Source organism: Kitasatospora sp. MAP5-34, assembly GCF_029894335.1.
Lineage (GTDB): Bacteria > Actinomycetota > Actinomycetes > Streptomycetales > Streptomycetaceae > Kitasatospora.
In genome coordinates this window covers 302990-319006 of record NZ_JARXZC010000004.1, presented here as the reverse complement: position 1 = coordinate 319006, position 16017 = coordinate 302990, and the positions used below count along the sequence as shown (strand labels likewise).

Genomic DNA, 16017 nt, shown 5'->3' with positions numbered 1-16017 from the left:
GGATGAGAAATGACCGGCTCCCGGCCTACGCTCTCCGCGATGGACGAGAACCCGATGACCACCGCACCGCCCACCCCGGCGGACCCACAGGATCCGTCCACCGACAGATCCGACAGATCCGACGCGCCCGACACGCCGGACGAACCCGGCACATCTGACGCACCTGACGCACCGTCACCATCTCCCCGACGGTCCACGGTGCGCTCACTGCTGCGCCTGGGGCCGTACGCGCGCGCGGTGCGCTGGCGGCTCGCGGCCTCGACGCTGTGCGCCGCGATCGCCTCGGGCAGTGTGCTGCTCGTTCCGCTGGTGCTGCGCTCGATCGTGGACGGGCCGATCGCCCACCACGACTACGCCGGGCTCTGGCCGCTCGCCGGGCTGCTCCTGCTGCTCGGACTGATCGAGGCGGGCCTGTTCGCGGCCCGCCGGATGCTGGTGGCCCGCCCGCTCGCCGGGGTCGAGAGCCGGATGCGCGGTGACCTCTTCGCCAAGCTGCAACGGCTGCCGGTCTCGTTCCACGACCGCTGGCCGTCCGGTCAGCTGCTCTCCCGGGCCACCTCCGACATGTTCACCATGCGGCTCTTCCTGGCCTTCCCGCTGGTCTTCCTGATCGTCAACTCGCTGGTCTTCGCGACCGGCTCGGTGATGATGTTCGTACTGGACTGGCGGCTCGGCCTGATCACCCTGACGCCCGCCGTCCCGCTGGTGCTGATCACCCGGCACTTCGAGAGCGGCTACTCGAAGGCCGCCCGCCGAGCCCAGGACCAGACCGGCGACCTCGCCACCGTGATCGAGGAGTCCATCCTCGGCATCCGCGTCCTCAAGGCCTTCGGCCGGCACCGGACGATGGCCGAGCGCTACCGGCAGCAGACCCGCGAACTGCGCGAGACCGAACTCGGCAAGGCCCGGCTGCTCGCCAACCTCTGGGCGGTGATCGTCGGCCTGCCCGAGATCGCGCTCGGCTGCGCGCTCGCCGTCGGCGCCGTCCTGGTCGCCCACGACCAGCTGACCACCGGCACCCTGGTCGCCTTCCTCTCCACCGCGCTCGCCCTGCGCTGGCCGGTCGAGTCGCTCGGCTGGCTGCTCGCGTACGCCAACGAGGCCGCCACCGCGACGGACCGGTTCTTCGAGGTGATGGACGAACCCGAGGACGTCGAGCGCCCGACCGGCCGGGCCGTGCTCGCGGACGAGGGCATCCGGTTCAGCGGCGTCAGGTTCCGCTACCCGGACGCCCCCACCGACACGCCCGACATGCTGCGCGGCATCGACCTGCACATCCGGCGCGGCGAGACGATGGCCCTGGTCGGCGCCACGGGCAGCGGCAAGACCACGCTGACGGCGCTGCTGCCCCGGCTGTACGAGGCCACCGGCGGCTCGATCACCCTGGACGGCCGCGATCTGCGGGACATCCCCCGGCAGCGGCTGCGCGAACTCGTCGCGACCGCCTTCGAGGAACCCACCCTGTTCTCCGCCTCCATCCGGGAGAACGTCCTGATGGGCGCCCCTGACGCCACCCCGGAGCAGCTCTCGGCCGCGCTGCGCACCGCGCAGGCCGGCTTCGTCGAGAAGCTGCCCGCCGGCGTCGACACCGAGGTCGGCGAGCAGGGCCTCAGCCTCTCCGGCGGCCAGCGGCAGCGCCTCGCGCTGGCCCGCGCGGTGGTCGGCGAGCCCGGCTTCCTGGTGCTGGACGACCCGCTCTCCGCCCTCGACGTACACACCGAGGCGCTGGTCGAGCAGGCGCTGCGTCAGGTCCTCGGCTCCACCACCGCCCTGGTGGTCGCCCACCGCCCGAGCACCGTACTGCTCGCGGACCGGGTCGCCGTCCTCGACGACGGCCGGATCACGGCCGTCGGCACCCACCACGAGCTGCTGAAGACCTCCCCGGTCTACCGCGAGCTGATGACGGGCGAGGCCGCTGATCCCGTGCTCGACGCCCCCGCGCTCGAAGGGAGCCCCGCGCGATGACCACCACTACGCTCGAACCGTCTGTTGACACCGAGGAGCCGACCCTCACGACGGCGGAGGACGAGGACATACCCGTCCCACCCGGCGCCGCCCGGGCCCTGCTCGGCCAGCTGCTCGGCCCGCACAAGCGCCGGATCGCCTTCGCCATGCTGGTGATCATGATCCAGCAGGCGGCGCTGCAGTCCGGCCCGCTGCTGGTCGCCATCGCGATGGACCGGGGCATCCCGGCGCTGCGCGACCACGACAGCGGCCCGCTGATCGCGGTGACGGCGGCGTACCTCGGCTGCGCCGCGCTCAGCACGGTGCTGCAACGCGCGTTCATCCGGCTCAGCGCGCTGATCAACCAGGACATCCTGGTCGACCTGCGCGGCCGGATCTTCCAGCACGCCCAGCGGCTCAGCCTGGACTTCCACGAGCGCTACACCTCGGGCCGGATCATCTCGCGGGCCACCAGCGACGTGGACGCGCTGCGCGAGCTGCTCAACGAGGGCCTGCAGGAACTCCTCACGGTGATCCTGTCGGTCTGTTACATCTCCGTCCTGCTGCTGGTGATGGACTGGCGGCTCGGGCTCGTCGCGCTGGTCTCCTTCCTGCCGATGTACCTGGTCATCCGCTCCTTCCGGCGCCGCTCGCTGCGGGTCTACCGGCGCTCGCGGACGGCCGTCGCCTCGGTGATCGTCAAGTTCACCGAGACCATGAACGGCATCCGCCCGGTACAGGCGTTCCGCCGCGAGGCCGCCAACGACGCCACCTTCGACGCCTCGAACCGGCGGTCGGCCACCGCCACCGCCGACGGCCTGCTGGAGATGGCCCGGTACGTCGGCCTCTCCCGGGCCACCGCCAACATCTGGATCACCGGCGTGGTGCTGCTGGGCGCCGTCCTGGTCACCGAGGGCAGCCTGCAACTCGGCGTGCTCACCGCCTTCGTGCTCTACCTCCGGCGGCTCTACGACCCGATCGACCAGCTGGCGATGTTCCTGAACAGCTACCAGTCGGCCGCCGCCGCCCTGGAGAAGATGGCCGGCCTGCTCGCCCACGAGCCGACCGTCGCCGAACCGGCCGCGCCGGTCTCGTTGCCCGCTCTTGGTAGCAAGGGCCGCGAGGTCGCGTTCATCGGTACGCGGTTCGCGTACCGGACGGGCAAGGAGGTGCTGCCCGCCTTCGACCTGGTGCTGCCCGCCGGACGGACCACCGCCGTGGTCGGCGCGACCGGCGCGGGCAAGTCCACGCTGGCCAAACTGCTGGCCCGGTTCTACGACCCGACCAGCGGCCGGGTCACCCTCGACGGCGTCGACCTGCGGGAACTCTCCAACGCCGAGCTGCGGCGCTCGGTGGTGATGGTCACCCAGGAGTCGTTCCTCTTCTCCGGGACGGTCGCCGAGAACATCGGCATCGGCCGGCCGGACGCCTCCCGCGCGGACATCGAACGGGCGGCCCGCGAGATCGGCGCGTACGACTTCATCATGGCGCTGCCGGACGGCTTCGACACCGACGTCCGCAAGCGCGGCGGCCGGATCTCGGCCGGCCAGCGCCAACTGGTGGCCTTCGCCCGCGCCCTGCTCGCCGACCCGGCGGTGCTGATCCTGGACGAGGCGACCTCCTCACTGGACGTCCCCGGCGAGCAGGCGGTGCAGCGCGCCATGCGTACCGTGCTGGCCGGACGGACGGCCGTGATCATCGCCCACCGGCTCTCCACCGTGGAGATCGCCGACCGCGTCCTGGTGATGGAAGAGGGCCTGATCGTCGAGGACGGCACCCCCGCCGACCTGATCAGCGGCCAGGGCCGCTTCGCCGACCTCCACCGGACCTGGCGGGACAGCCTAGTCTGAGCACCGCGCCTCATCTGAGCACCACAGAACGGGAATCACCAGTGACCACCGACAACCGCATCGACCCGCCCCGCACCGGAGACGAGCGCGAGACCCTGCGCGGCTACCTCGAAGTCCACCGCGCCACGCTCGCCATGAAGTGCGAGGGCCTCTCCGACGAGGACCTGCGGCGCAAGTCGATGCCGCCCTCGACCCTCTCCCTGCTCGGCCTGGTCCGGCACATGGCCGAGGTCGAGCGCACCTGGTTCCGCCGGGTGATCAACCAGGAGGACATCCCGCTCGTCTGGTCCGACAAGTTCGACTTCCAGGAGGCGTACGACGCGACCACCTCCACCCGCCCGGAGGCGTTCGCCGCCTGGCAGGCCGAGGTCGACCACTCCCGCCGGATCGAGGCAGCGGCGGACTCCCTCGACCTCACCGGCCACTTCGCCAGGTGGGGCGAGGACGTCTCCCTCCGGATGGTCATGCTCCACGTGATCACCGAGTACGCCCGCCACAACGGCCACGCGGACTTCCTGCGCGAGGGCATCGACGGAGTCGTCGGCGCGTAGCGGCTCCACCAGGGCCCGGGGCGAGGAACTTGCGCTAGGCGGGAGGCTGCAGACCGCTGCCTTCCGAGTTCGCGCAGTTCCTCACACCCCTGTTGGTCACCCCGTCCTGTCCAACGGGCTACCGCAGCAGTCCCGTTTCCATCCCCGCCGACTCCACCGGGAGGGCCACCAGACCCAGCTCTGCCGGGGAGGCCAGCAGGTGGTGGGTGGGGAGGACGCGGACGGTGTAGCCGAACGGGCCGGTGCGGGAGAGTTCCAGGGAGCCCTCGTAGCGGTGGCGGCCGTCCAGGTCGGGGCCGCCGACCGGCTTGAGGGCGAGGGCTACGGCGTCGGAGAGGCCGTCGGTCTCGTCCACCCGGCCGGAGACCACCTGGACCTCCACGTCACCCGGTCGGAGCAGGCCGAGTGAGACCTGGGCCCGCAGGGTCAGCGTCGAGCCCAACTCCTGGGCCTCCGCCGGGCCTTCGGCCTCGACGTGCTCGACCCGGACGGCGGGCCAGCCCTGCCGGACCCGGGACTTCCACTCCGCCAGCACCCGCGCACCCGCGTGCGAGGCCCCCGCCGAGGCGGCGGACAGCTCGCGCTGCGCGGCGGCGGCCGGCGCGTACAGCCGCTCGACGTACTCCCGGACCATCCGGCCGGCCAGCACCTTCGGGCCGAGCGTGACCAGGGTGTGCCGGACCATGGCGATCCAGCGGTGCGGCAGCCCGTCCGAGGCGCGGTCGTAGAACCGGGCCGCGACCTGGTGCTCGATCAGGTCGTAGAGCGCGGCTGACTCGATGTCGTCCCGCCGCTCCGCCTCGGTGCTCTCCGGGTCGAGGTCGGAGCTGATGCCGTCGGCGGTGGGGATCGCCCAGCCGTTCTGGCCGTCGTACCACTCGTCCCACCAGCCGTCCAGGACGGAGAGGTTGAGACACCCGTTCAGCGCAGCCTTCATCCCTGAGGTGCCGCAGGCCTCGAGCGGGCGGAGGGGGTTGTTCAGCCAGACGTCGCAGCCCGGGTAGAGGTGCTGGGCCATCGCCATGTCGTAGTCGGGCAGGAAGACGATCCGGTGCCGCACCGCCGGGTCGTCGGCGAACGCGACCATCTGCTGGATCAGGCGCTTGCCGCCGTCGTCGGCGGGGTGCGCCTTGCCGGCCACCACGATCTGGATCGGGTTGGTCGGGTGCAGCAGCAGGGCCCGCAGCCGGGCCGGGTCCCGCAGCATCAGGGTGAGCCGCTTGTACGAGGGGACCCGGCGGGCGAAGCCGATGGTGAGCACGTCCGGGTCGAGCACCGAGCCGACCCAGCCGAGCTCGGCGTCGCCCGCGCCGCGCTGGCGCCAGGAGGCGCGGACCCGGCGGCGGGCCTCGTCCACCAGCTGTGCGCGCAGGGTGCGGCGCAGCTCCCAGATCTCGGCGTTGGGGATCTTCTCCAGGCCCGTCCAGCGCTTGGTGTCGCCCGTCATCATGGCGTTCTCGGCGCGCTCCAGGCCGAGTTCGGCCACGCCGAGGCGGACCACCGCCGGGTCGATCCAGGTGGGGGCGTGAACGCCGTTGGTGACGGAGGTGATCGGCACCTCCGCCGCGTCGAAGCCCGGCCAGAGGCCGTTGAACATGCCCCGGCTGACCTCGCCGTGCAGCGTCGAGACCCCGTTGGCGCGCTGGGCCAGGCGCAGGCCCATCGCGGCCATGTTGAAGAGCTTCGGGTCGCCGCCCTCCCAGTGCTCCGCGCCGAGCGCAAGCACCTGGTCGACCGGGACGCCGGGCAGCGCGGTGTCGCCGCTGAAGTGCCGGGCGACCAGGTCGCGGTCGAAGCGGTCGATCCCGGCGGGGACCGGGGTGTGGGTGGTGAACAGCGTGCCGGCCCGGACAGCCTCCAGCGCGGCGGCGAAGTCGAGGCCGCTCGCGTCGACCAGCTCGCGGATCCGCTCCACGCCGAGGAAGCCGGCGTGGCCCTCGTTGGTGTGGAAGACCTCGGGCGCGGCGTGGTCGGTGAGGCGGCAGTACGTACGGACGGCGCGGACGCCGCCGATGCCGAGCAGCATCTCCTGGAGCAGGCGGTGCTCGCTGCCGCCGCCGTACAGCCGGTCCGTCACGTTCCGGTCGGCAGCGGTGTTCGGTTCGATGTCGGAGTCGAGCAGCAGCAGAGGGACGCGCCCGACCTGGGCCTTCCAGATGTGGGCGGCGAGAGTCCGGCCGCCCGGTAGCGCGAGTTCGACCCGGCAGGGCGTGCCGTCGCTCTCCCGGAGCAGGCTGACGGCCAGCTCGTCCGGGTCGAGCAGCGGGTACCGCTCCTGCTGCCAGCCGTCCCGGGAGAGCGACTGGCGGAAGTAGCCGTGCCGGTAGAAGAGCCCGACCCCGATGATCGGCACGCCGAGGTCGCTGGCGGCCTTGAGGTGGTCCCCGGCGAGGATGCCGAGGCCGCCGGAGTACTGGGGCAGGGTGGCGGCGATGCCGTACTCGGGCGAGAAGTAGGCGATGCCGGCGGGCAGCGGACTGCTGCCGTCGCCCGGTGGGAGCGCGGATGGGAGCGCGGACTGGTACCAGCGCGGGCCGGTCAGGTAGTCGCGCAGGTCGTCGGAGAGGTCGCCCAGTCGGCGGAGGAAACGGCGGTCGGCCGCCAGGGCGGCGAGCCTGCCTGCCGGTACCTCGCCGAGCAGCCGCACCGGGTCCTCGCCGACCGCCGCCCAGACCTCCGGGTCGACGGAGCGGAAGAGCTCCCGCGTCTCGGGGTGCCAGGACCAGCGGAGGTTGAGCGCGAGTTCGTGCAGCGGCTTGAGTTGCTCGGGCAGGACGGTGCGGACGGTGAATCTGCGGATTGCCTTCACGACCTGAAGCCTAGACCCGAGACATCACATGATGGGTCGTCAACTGTCGTCTTACACACCCGTTCGGACCATTGGTGAGATCACATTCGGCGCACTCGGGTGCACGGGGGGCGCGAGGGGGCGCAATCGGTGCGGCACACGCGCTCCCAGCGTGTGAACAGTCTGGAACGGCTACGTTTCCACTGGTCGATATGCCCCCGCCTACCGTCCGAAATCGCGCGCTTACCCACCCGTAGGTCTTGCCGGTGGTGCGAGGATGCACAAAGGTCGTTGGAGCCGTGGGGAGTGCGATCCGGTTGGTGCCCCCTGCTGCCCCACGTCCGGAACCTTCCCCCCTGGCGAACCATCATCTTCGTTAGCCCGTTTGGCCTCTGCGGTGCTCATCAGGCGTGTCCTCTTCCTGCTCCCGATCGTTTTCGGGTGGGTTGGGTCGCTCCGGGGCGCGCCCGGAGGGCCGCGCGCCGGGACGCGCGCGGTCCCTTCGGGATCAGGCCGGAGACGGGCAGGTTGACGGCTGCTGCGGCGGGGGTCAGGTCTCCGGTCGCACGTCCTCTCTCACCCCAGCAGTCCTCCCGGTACTCCCCTGGCCCTGCACCGGCCGGCGGGAGCTGCCGCCGATCTCGGGCAGGAGCTTGGCATGCACGGCGACACGCGGGACCAGTCCACCTCGGCGACCAGCCAACCCGACACACCGTCAGGGGCGGAGCCCCCGCTCCCGGCCCCGCGCGCCCCCCGGAAGACCGCCGCACCCAGGAGCACCGCACCCCAGGGCACCTCACCACAGAGCCCCGCTCCCAAGGCCGCCGAAGCGAAGACGACAGCCCCCCGGGCCACCGTGGCGAAGACGACGCCTCCCGCCCGCAAGGCCGCCCCGCGCAAGACCTCCGCCCGCAAGACGACAGAGAGCGACACCGTGATCGGCCGCATCCCCGTCCTGGACGTGTCCCCCCTCATCGACGCCGGGCGGCGCCCGGCCAAAGCCGTGGTGGGCGAGCGGTTCCTCGTCACCGCCACGGTCTTCCGTGAGGGGCACGACGCGGTCAACGCCAACCTGGTGCTGCGCGACCCGCGCGGCCGCAGCGGCCCGTGGACGCCGATGCGCGAGCTGGCCCCGGGCACCGACCGCTGGGGCGCGTACGTCACCCCGACGGCGGCCGGCCGCTGGTCCTACCTGATCGAGGCGTGGGGCGACCCGTTCGCGACCTGGCGTAAGACCGCCGCCGTCAAGCTGCCCGCCGGGATCGACACGGCGCTGGTGCTGGAAGAGGGCGCGCAGCTGCTGGACCGCGCCGCCACGGGCGTGCCGAAGAAGGAGGGCCGGGCGCACGTCCTGGCCGCCGTGGACGCGCTGCGCGACACCACCCTGCCGCCGCTCAGCCGGTTCGCCTCCGCGCTCGTCCCGGAAGTGCTGGAGCTGCTGGCGCGCTACCCGCTGCGGGAGCTGGTGAGCAGCTCGCGCCCGCTGCCGCTGCAGGTGGACCGGCAGCGGGCGCTGTACGGCGCCTGGTACGAGTTCTTCCCGCGCTCGGAGGGCGCGGTCGTCGACCCGGACGGCAACACCCCGCCCGTCTCCGGCACCTTCCGCACCGCTGCCGAACGGCTGCCCGCCGTCGCGGCGATGGGCTTCGACGTGCTCTACCTCCCGCCGATCCACCCGATCGGACGCGCCTGGCGCAAGGGCCCGGACAACACCCTCAGCGCCGGGCCGCACGACGTCGGCTCCCCGTGGGCGATCGGCTCGCCGGAGGGCGGCCACGACGCGGTCCATCCGGACCTCGGCACCATCGAGGACTTCGACCACTTCGTCGCCGAGGCCACCGCGCTCGGCCTGGAGATCGCCCTCGACTTCGCCCTCCAGTGCTCCCCCGACCATCCGTGGGTCAACAAGCACCCCGAGTGGTTCACCCACCGGGCCGACGGCACCATCGCGTACGCCGAGAACCCCCCGAAGAAGTACCAGGACATCCACCCGCTCAACTTCGACCAGGACCTGGACGGCCTGGTCAAGGAGACGCTGCGCCTGCTGCGGCACTGGATGGCGCACGGCGTCCGGATCTTCCGGGTCGACAACCCGCACACCAAGCCGGTGGTCTTCTGGGAGAAGGTGCTCGGCGACATCGCCCGTACCGACCCGGACGTGGTCTTCCTCGCCGAGGCGTTCACCCGCCCGGCGATGATGCACACCCTGGGCAAGGTCGGCTTCCACCAGTCCTACACGTACTTCACCTGGCGCACCACCAAGGCCGAACTCACCGAGTACCTCACCGAGCTGACCGGTGACGCCGCCGCCTACATGCGCCCCAACTTCTTCGCCAACACCCCCGACATCCTGCCCGAACACCTCCAGACCGGAGGCCGGGCCGCATTCGCGCTACGCGCCGTGCTCGCCGCCACCCTTGCCCCGAGCTACGGCGTCTACGCCGGATACGAGCACTACGAGAACGAACCCGCCGCACCCGGCAGCGAGGAGTACGCGCACTCGGAGAAGTACGAGCTCCGCCCGCGCGACTGGACCCGCACCGACACCCTCGCCCCGCTGCTGACCACCCTCAACCGCCTGCGCCGCCGCCATCCGGCCCTGCAACAGCTGCGCGACCTGCGGTTCCATCCCACCGACAACGAGCACGTCATCGCGTACAGCAAGACCGCGACCACCGAGGACGGCCTGCCGGACCGGGTGATCGTGGTGGTCAATCTCGACCCGCACCACCCTCAGGAAGCCACCGTCACCCTCGACGGCGAAGGCCCGCTCACGGTGCACGACGAGCTGACCGGCGCGAGCTACACCTGGGGCCGGCACAACTATGTCCGGCTCGACCCATCCGCCGAGCCGGCCCACCTCCTCACGGTTCGGAGGAACCCTCAGTGACAGTGAACGAGCCCGTCCCCGACACCTTCGCCGACACCTCTCCGAAGAACCTGGACCCGGAGTGGTTCAAACGCGCGGTCTTCTACGAAGTCCTCGTGCGGTCCTTCCAGGACAGCAACGGTGACGGCATCGGTGACCTCAAGGGGCTCACCTCCAAACTGGACTACCTGCAGTGGCTCGGCGTGGACTGCCTCTGGATCCCGCCGTTCTTCGCCTCGCCGCTGCGCGACGGCGGCTACGACGTGGCCGACTACAAGTCGGTGCTGCCCGAGTTCGGCGACCTGGCCGACTTCGTGGAGTTCACCGACGCCGCGCACGCGCGCGGCATGCGGGTGATCATCGACTTCGTGATGAACCACACGAGTGACCAGCACCCGTGGTTCCAGGAGTCCCGCAAGGACCCGGACGGCCCGTACGGCGACTTCTACATGTGGGCCGACGACGACAAGCAGTACCCGGACGCCCGGATCATCTTCGTCGACAGCGAGTCCTCCAACTGGACGTACGACCCCGTCCGCAAGCAGTACTTCTGGCACCGGTTCTTCTCGCACCAGCCGGACCTGAACTACGACAACCCGCGCGTGCAGGAGGAGATGATCGGGGGCCTGCGGTTCTGGCTGGACCTCGGGATCGACGGCTTCCGGCTGGACGCGGTGCCGTACCTGTTCGCCCGCGAGGGGACCAACTGCGAGAACCTCCCCGAGACGCACGAGTTCCTGCGCCGGGTCCGCAAGGAGATCGACGCGGACTACCCGGACACCGTGCTGCTCGCCGAGGCCAACCAGTGGCCCGAGGACGTGGTCGACTACTTCGGCGACTTCGCCTCCGGCGGCGACGAGTGCCACATGGCGTTCCACTTCCCGGTGATGCCGCGGATCTTCATGGCCGTCCGCCGGGAGAGCCGTTATCCGGTCTCCGAGATCCTCGCGAAAACGCCCACCATTCCGGGCAATTGCCAGTGGGGTATCTTCCTGCGCAACCACGACGAGCTGACCCTGGAAATGGTCACCGACGAGGAACGCGACTACATGTACGCGGAGTACGCCAAAGATCCGCGAATGCGCGCCAACGTGGGCATCCGGCGCCGGCTCGCCCCGCTGCTGGAGAACGACCGGAACCAGATCGAGCTGTTCACAGCCCTGCTGCTCGCCCTCCCCGGCTCTCCCGTCCTGTACTACGGGGACGAGATCGGGATGGGCGACAACATCTGGCTCGGCGACCGGGACGGGGTCCGGACGCCGATGCAGTGGACGCCCGACCGGAACGCGGGTTTCTCCTCCGCCGACCCGGGCAGGCTCAGTCTGCCGCCCATCATGGATCCGGTGTACGGCTTCCAGGTGACCAACGTCGAAGCGCAGCAGAGCAGTTCGAGTTCGCTGCTGCACTGGACGCGTCGCATGATCGAGATCCGCAAGCTCAACCCGGCGTTCGGTCTCGGCAGCTACACCGAGCTGCCCTCCAGCAACCCCGCCGTCCTGGCCTTCGTGCGCGAGCACGAGGGCGACCTGGTCATGTGCGTGAACAACTTCTCGCGGTTCGCGCAACCGACCGAGTTGGACCTGCGGCGGTACAGCGGGCGGTATCCGGTGGAGTTGATCGGCGGCGTGCGCTTCCCGTCCATCGGCGAGTGGCCCTATCTGCTCACCCTGGCCGGGCACGGCTTCTACTGGTTCCAGCTGCGCAACCCCGCGCGGAACAACGATCCGCGCGCGAAGTGACAACCGCGAAGTAACGATCCATCAGGCTCGTCACCTCCGGGGGCGCGAGAGACAGAACTCGCGCCCCCGGAGATCTCTGCACCGCCGCGTACGGAGAACAGCCCAACGGCCACCCACACTAAGGCGTGACACCCGAGCCCTGCTCGCGTGCCGTCGCCGTCGCGCCGCCGAAATCCGGAAGACTGACGGACCCGGCCAGACCCGTCGGGCAGTCAGCCCGCTTCCGGGGAAAGGGAGTCATGTCCGAAACCTCCCGTTCTCAAGCCCGTGTGCACCACGAGCCGTCCGAGGGCACTCCCGTGCCCGTCGCGACGCGTGGTGCCGGGCTTCGGAGAACCGCCCCCGGGGTCAGCGAGCTGGTGCAGGCCGCGCTGCCGCTGATCTCCGCCTGGCTGCCCGGCCAGCGCTGGTACGCCGGCAAGGGGCGCGCGATCACCGGCCTCACGCCGGTGCTCGGCACTCCGCTGCAGGTCGGCGACCCGGCGCTGCTGCACCTGCTGCTGAGGGTCGAACACGCCGGCGGCGGCGACATCTACCAGCTGCTGCTCGGCACCCGTTCGCAGCAGCCCTCGGGCCTCGCCCCGTCCACCGTGCTCGGGCGGCTGACCGGCGGCCCGTACGACGGCGCGGTGCTCTACGACGCGCTGCACGACCCGGAACTGACGGGCCGGCTGCTGGAGCACCTGGCGACGGGAGACCGGTTCGGCGCACTCGCCTTCCGCCGCACCCCGGGCCCCGGCCTGCCCGGCAACCTCCCGGGGCGCGCCAGCACCGCCGAGCAGAGCAACAGCTCGGTGATCTACGGCACCTCCTTCATCCTCAAGCTCTTCCGCCGCATCAGCCCCGGCACCAACCCGGACCTGGAGCTCTCGCTCGCCCTGTCCCGGGCCGGTTCCACCCGGATCCCCCGGGTCGCCGCGTGGTTCGAGAGCCGGATGGAGCGGTCGGAACCAGCCACTCTGGGGCTGCTCCAGCGCTACCTGCCCGACGCGGAGGACGGCTGGGAGCTCGCGCTCGACCAGGTCGCCCGGCTCAAGGGCGACCCCTCGCCGGGCAACTTCGCCATCGAGGCGCACCGGCTCGGCCGCGCCACCGCCGAGGTGCACCGGGTGCTGGCCCGCTCGATGCCGGTCGACCGGCTGGACCGGGCCCAGCTGGGCCTGCTCGCCGGAGCGATGGCGGACCGGCTGGACAACGCGGTGTCCGCCGTCCCCGGCCTGCTGCGTTACCGGCCCGCACTGCGCACCGCCTTCCGCCAGCTGACGGCGGACCACCTGGACGGCGTACCCGTCCAACGGATCCACGGGGACCTGCACCTGGGGCAGGCGATGCGCACCCCGCACGGCTGGGTCCTGCTGGACTTCGAGGGGGAACCCGCGAAGCCGCTGGCCGAACGCAGGCTCCCGCAGCCGGCCCTGCGCGACGTCGCGGCCATGCTGCGCTCCTTCGACTACGCGGCCGCCCACCTGCTGGCCGGCGCCCCGCCGGACCCGGAGCTGGCCCACCTCGCGGCGGCCTGGGCGGCGCGCAACCGTACGGCGTACTGCGCGGGGTACAGCGCCGGCGGGGGCAGCGATCCGAGCGCCTCACCCGAGCTGATGCGGGCGCTGGAGATCGACAAGGCGGTGTACGAGGTGGTCTACGAGGCCAGGCACCGGCCCAGCTGGCTGCCCATCCCGCTGGCCGCCATCAACCGCCTGGCCCTCACCGTCTGACGCCGCCCCCGACGCTCCACCAACCCCGCAGGAGGACCCCGCCGTGACTCCGCTCGGCCCGAAGCACGACCGCAGCACGCCCGCCGTGCCCGCCACCTTCCTCCCCGGCCGGCCGGGGACACCCGGGACCGGGACTCCCGGGGGGGCTGGCAGGCCCGCGGTGCCCGCGCCGGTGGTACGGACCGCCCCGGCGGGGGGCGCGCAGGAACGGCCTGCGCCGACGGAGCAGGGAGCGCACGCCCGCTCGCGAAGCAGCACTTCGCGCACCGGCGCGTTCACCAGCGCGTCCGCCGGCCCGTCCACCGGCCCGCACGCCGCACTGCGGCTGCCGGAGGCTCCGCTGCCGCCGGCCGAGATCGACCGCCTGCTCGCCGGAGTGCACCACGACCCGCACGCCCTGCTAGGGGCGCACGCCGCCACCGAGGGCGTGACGATCCGGGTGCTGCGCCCCTTCGCCGAGCGGGTGGTGATCGAGACCGAGCACGGCCCGGCCGAGCTGACGCATCTCCAGTCGGGCCTGTTCACCGGCCTGCTGGCGGGCCAGGAGATCCCCGACTACCACCTCCAGGTGACGTACCCGGGCAGCGGGCCGATCCGCCAGGAGGACGGCTACCGGACGCCGCCCACCCTCGGCGAACTCGACCTGCACCTGATCTCCGAGGGCCGCCACGAGCAGCTCTGGCAGGCGCTCGGCTCGCACGTCCGGACGGTCGGCGGGGTGCAGGGCACCGCCTTCGCGGTCTGGGCCCCGAACGCGGCCGGGGTCCGCCTGGTCGGCGACTTCAACCACTGGGACGGCACCGGGCACCCGATGCGCTCGCTCGGTTCGTCCGGCGTCTGGGAGCTCTTCGTCCCGGGCCTGGGCGACGGCACCCAGTACAAGTACGAGATCCACACCCGCCAGGGCTGGGTGCTGCAGAAGGCCGACCCGCTGGCCCGGGCCACCCAGCGCCCCCCGGAGACGGCCTCCGTCGTTCACACCTCCACGTACGAGTGGAACGACAGCGACTGGCTCGCACGCCGGGCGCGCACCGTGCACCACCGCGCCCCCATGTCGGTCTACGAGCTGCACCTCGCCTCCTGGCGCCCCGATCTCACCAGCTACCGCGAGATCGCCGAAGAACTGCCCTCCTACCTACAGGACTTGAACTTCACCCACGTGGAGTTCATGCCAGTGATGGAGCACCCGTTCGGTGGTTCCTGGGGCTACCAGGTCTCCGGCTTCTACGCCCCGACCGCCCGGCTCGGCGGCCCGGACGACTTCAAGTACCTGATCGACACCCTGCACCGGCACGGCATCGGCGTGATCGTCGACTGGGTCCCCGCGCACTTCCCCAAGGACGACTTCGCCCTCGCCCGCTTCGACGGCGAACCGCTCTACGAGCCGGCCGACCCGCTGCGCGCCGAGCACCCCGACTGGGGGACGCTGGAGTTCGACTACGGCCGCACCGAGGTCCGCAACTTCCTGGTCGCCAACGCCGTCTACTGGTGCGAGGAGTTCCACATCGACGGCCTCCGGGTCGACGCCGTCGCCTCGATGCTCTACCTCGACTACTCGCGCGAGGGCGGCTCCTGGACGCCGAACCAGTTCGGCGGGCGGGAGAACCTGGACGCCGCGTCCTTCCTCCAGGAGATGAACGCGACGGTCTACCGCCGCTGCCCCGGCGTGGTCACCATCGCCGAGGAGTCGACGGCCTGGGACGGCGTCACCCGGCCCACCGACAGCGGGGGCCTGGGCTTCGGCCTGAAGTGGAACATGGGCTGGATGCACGACTCCCTGGTCTACATCTCCAAGGAGCCGGTGCACCGCAAGTACCACCACAACGAGATCACCTTCTCGATGGTGTACGCCTACTCGGAGAACTACGTCCTGCCGATCTCGCACGACGAGGTCGTCCACGGCAAGCAGTCGCTGGTCTCCAAGATGCCCGGTGACTGGTGGCAGCAGCGCGCCAACCACCGCGCCTACCTCGGCTTCATGTGGGCCCACCCGGGCAAACAACTCCTCTTCATGGGACAGGAGTTCGCCCAGGGCGCGGAGTGGGACCACGAGCAGGGACCGCAGTGGTGGGTACTCGCCGACGACTGGCCCGGCTCGGCGGACCACCAGGGCGTCCAGCGGCTGGTCGGTGACCTCAACGCGGCCTACCTCGACGCCCCGGCCCTCTGGGAGCAGGACACCACCCCGGACGGCTTCCGCTGGCTCGACGGCGGCGCGGCCGAGGACAACGTCCTCTCCTTCGTCCGCTACGCCGCCGACGGCACCCCGCTCGTCGCCGTCAGCAACTTCTCCCCCGTCGTCCGCCACTGCTACCACGTCGGCCTCCCCCCGCTGGACGGCCCGGAGCAGCTCTGGGAGGAAGCCCTCAACACCGACGCCACCCGCTACGGCGGCAGCGGCACCGCCAACTCCCAGCCGGTCAAGGCCGAACCCACCCCCTGGAACGACCAGCCCCGCAGCGCCGAACTGATCCTCCCCCCACTCGCCACCATCTGGCTCCGCCCGGCCGGCTAGCCGACCAGGAGTGCGGGGCTCTGTCAGATCAACTGCGCGCGCGACC

The 16017-nt window shown here is 71.4% G+C and carries 8 protein-coding genes; 7 read left to right on the top strand and 1 reads right to left on the bottom strand.

From position 1 onward, the window contains the following. Window positions 1-39: 39 nt before the first annotated feature. From P3T29_RS06645 to P3T29_RS06635, 3 genes are read left to right on the top strand one after another with little or no spacing between them, the layout of a single operon-like run. Window positions 40-1965 carry an ABC transporter ATP-binding protein gene (locus P3T29_RS06645; RefSeq protein ID WP_280715342.1) on the top strand — a complete coding sequence of 642 codons (1926 nt, stop codon included), beginning with the start codon at window positions 40-42 and terminating at the stop codon, window positions 1963-1965. Beyond that, window positions 1962-3794: an ABC transporter ATP-binding protein gene (locus tag P3T29_RS06640; protein WP_280715341.1), complete on the top strand. Its 1833-nt coding sequence runs from the start codon at window positions 1962-1964 to the stop codon at window positions 3792-3794. Before P3T29_RS06645 ends, P3T29_RS06640 begins: the two co-directional genes overlap by 4 nt. 41 nt (window positions 3795-3835) lie before the next feature. After that, window positions 3836-4345, top strand: a complete 510-nt coding sequence (locus P3T29_RS06635; RefSeq protein ID WP_280715339.1) for a DinB family protein — start codon at window positions 3836-3838, stop codon at window positions 4343-4345. Between the two features lie 118 nt (window positions 4346-4463). On the opposite strand, the gene glgP is transcribed toward P3T29_RS06635, so the two are convergent. Continuing rightward, window positions 4464-7154, bottom strand: coding sequence for an alpha-glucan family phosphorylase (glgP, locus tag P3T29_RS06630; protein WP_280715338.1), 2691 nt, complete (start codon window positions 7152-7154; stop codon window positions 4464-4466). A gap of 913 nt (window positions 7155-8067) precedes the next feature. Between glgP and P3T29_RS06625 the strand changes: the two genes are divergently transcribed. The 4 genes from P3T29_RS06625 to glgB all read left to right on the top strand — a co-directional run bounded on the left by P3T29_RS06625 (window position 8068) and on the right by glgB (window position 15971). After that, window positions 8068-10023, top strand: a complete 1956-nt coding sequence (locus P3T29_RS06625) for an alpha-1,4-glucan--maltose-1-phosphate maltosyltransferase (protein ID WP_280715377.1) — start codon at window positions 8068-8070, stop codon at window positions 10021-10023. Continuing rightward, the gene (treS, locus tag P3T29_RS06620; protein WP_280715337.1) at window positions 10020-11741 is read left to right on the top strand and encodes a maltose alpha-D-glucosyltransferase; all 1722 of its coding nucleotides are present in this window, start codon (window positions 10020-10022) and stop codon (window positions 11739-11741) included. Before P3T29_RS06625 ends, treS begins: the two co-directional genes overlap by 4 nt. 239 nt (window positions 11742-11980) lie before the next feature. Continuing rightward, window positions 11981-13456: a maltokinase gene (locus P3T29_RS06615; protein ID WP_280715336.1), complete on the top strand. Its 1476-nt coding sequence runs from the start codon at window positions 11981-11983 to the stop codon at window positions 13454-13456. A 43-nt stretch (window positions 13457-13499) separates the two neighbouring features. Then, window positions 13500-15971: a 1,4-alpha-glucan branching protein GlgB gene (gene glgB, locus P3T29_RS06610; RefSeq protein WP_280715335.1), complete on the top strand. Its 2472-nt coding sequence runs from the start codon at window positions 13500-13502 to the stop codon at window positions 15969-15971. The last annotated feature ends 46 nt before the right edge of the window (window positions 15972-16017 follow it).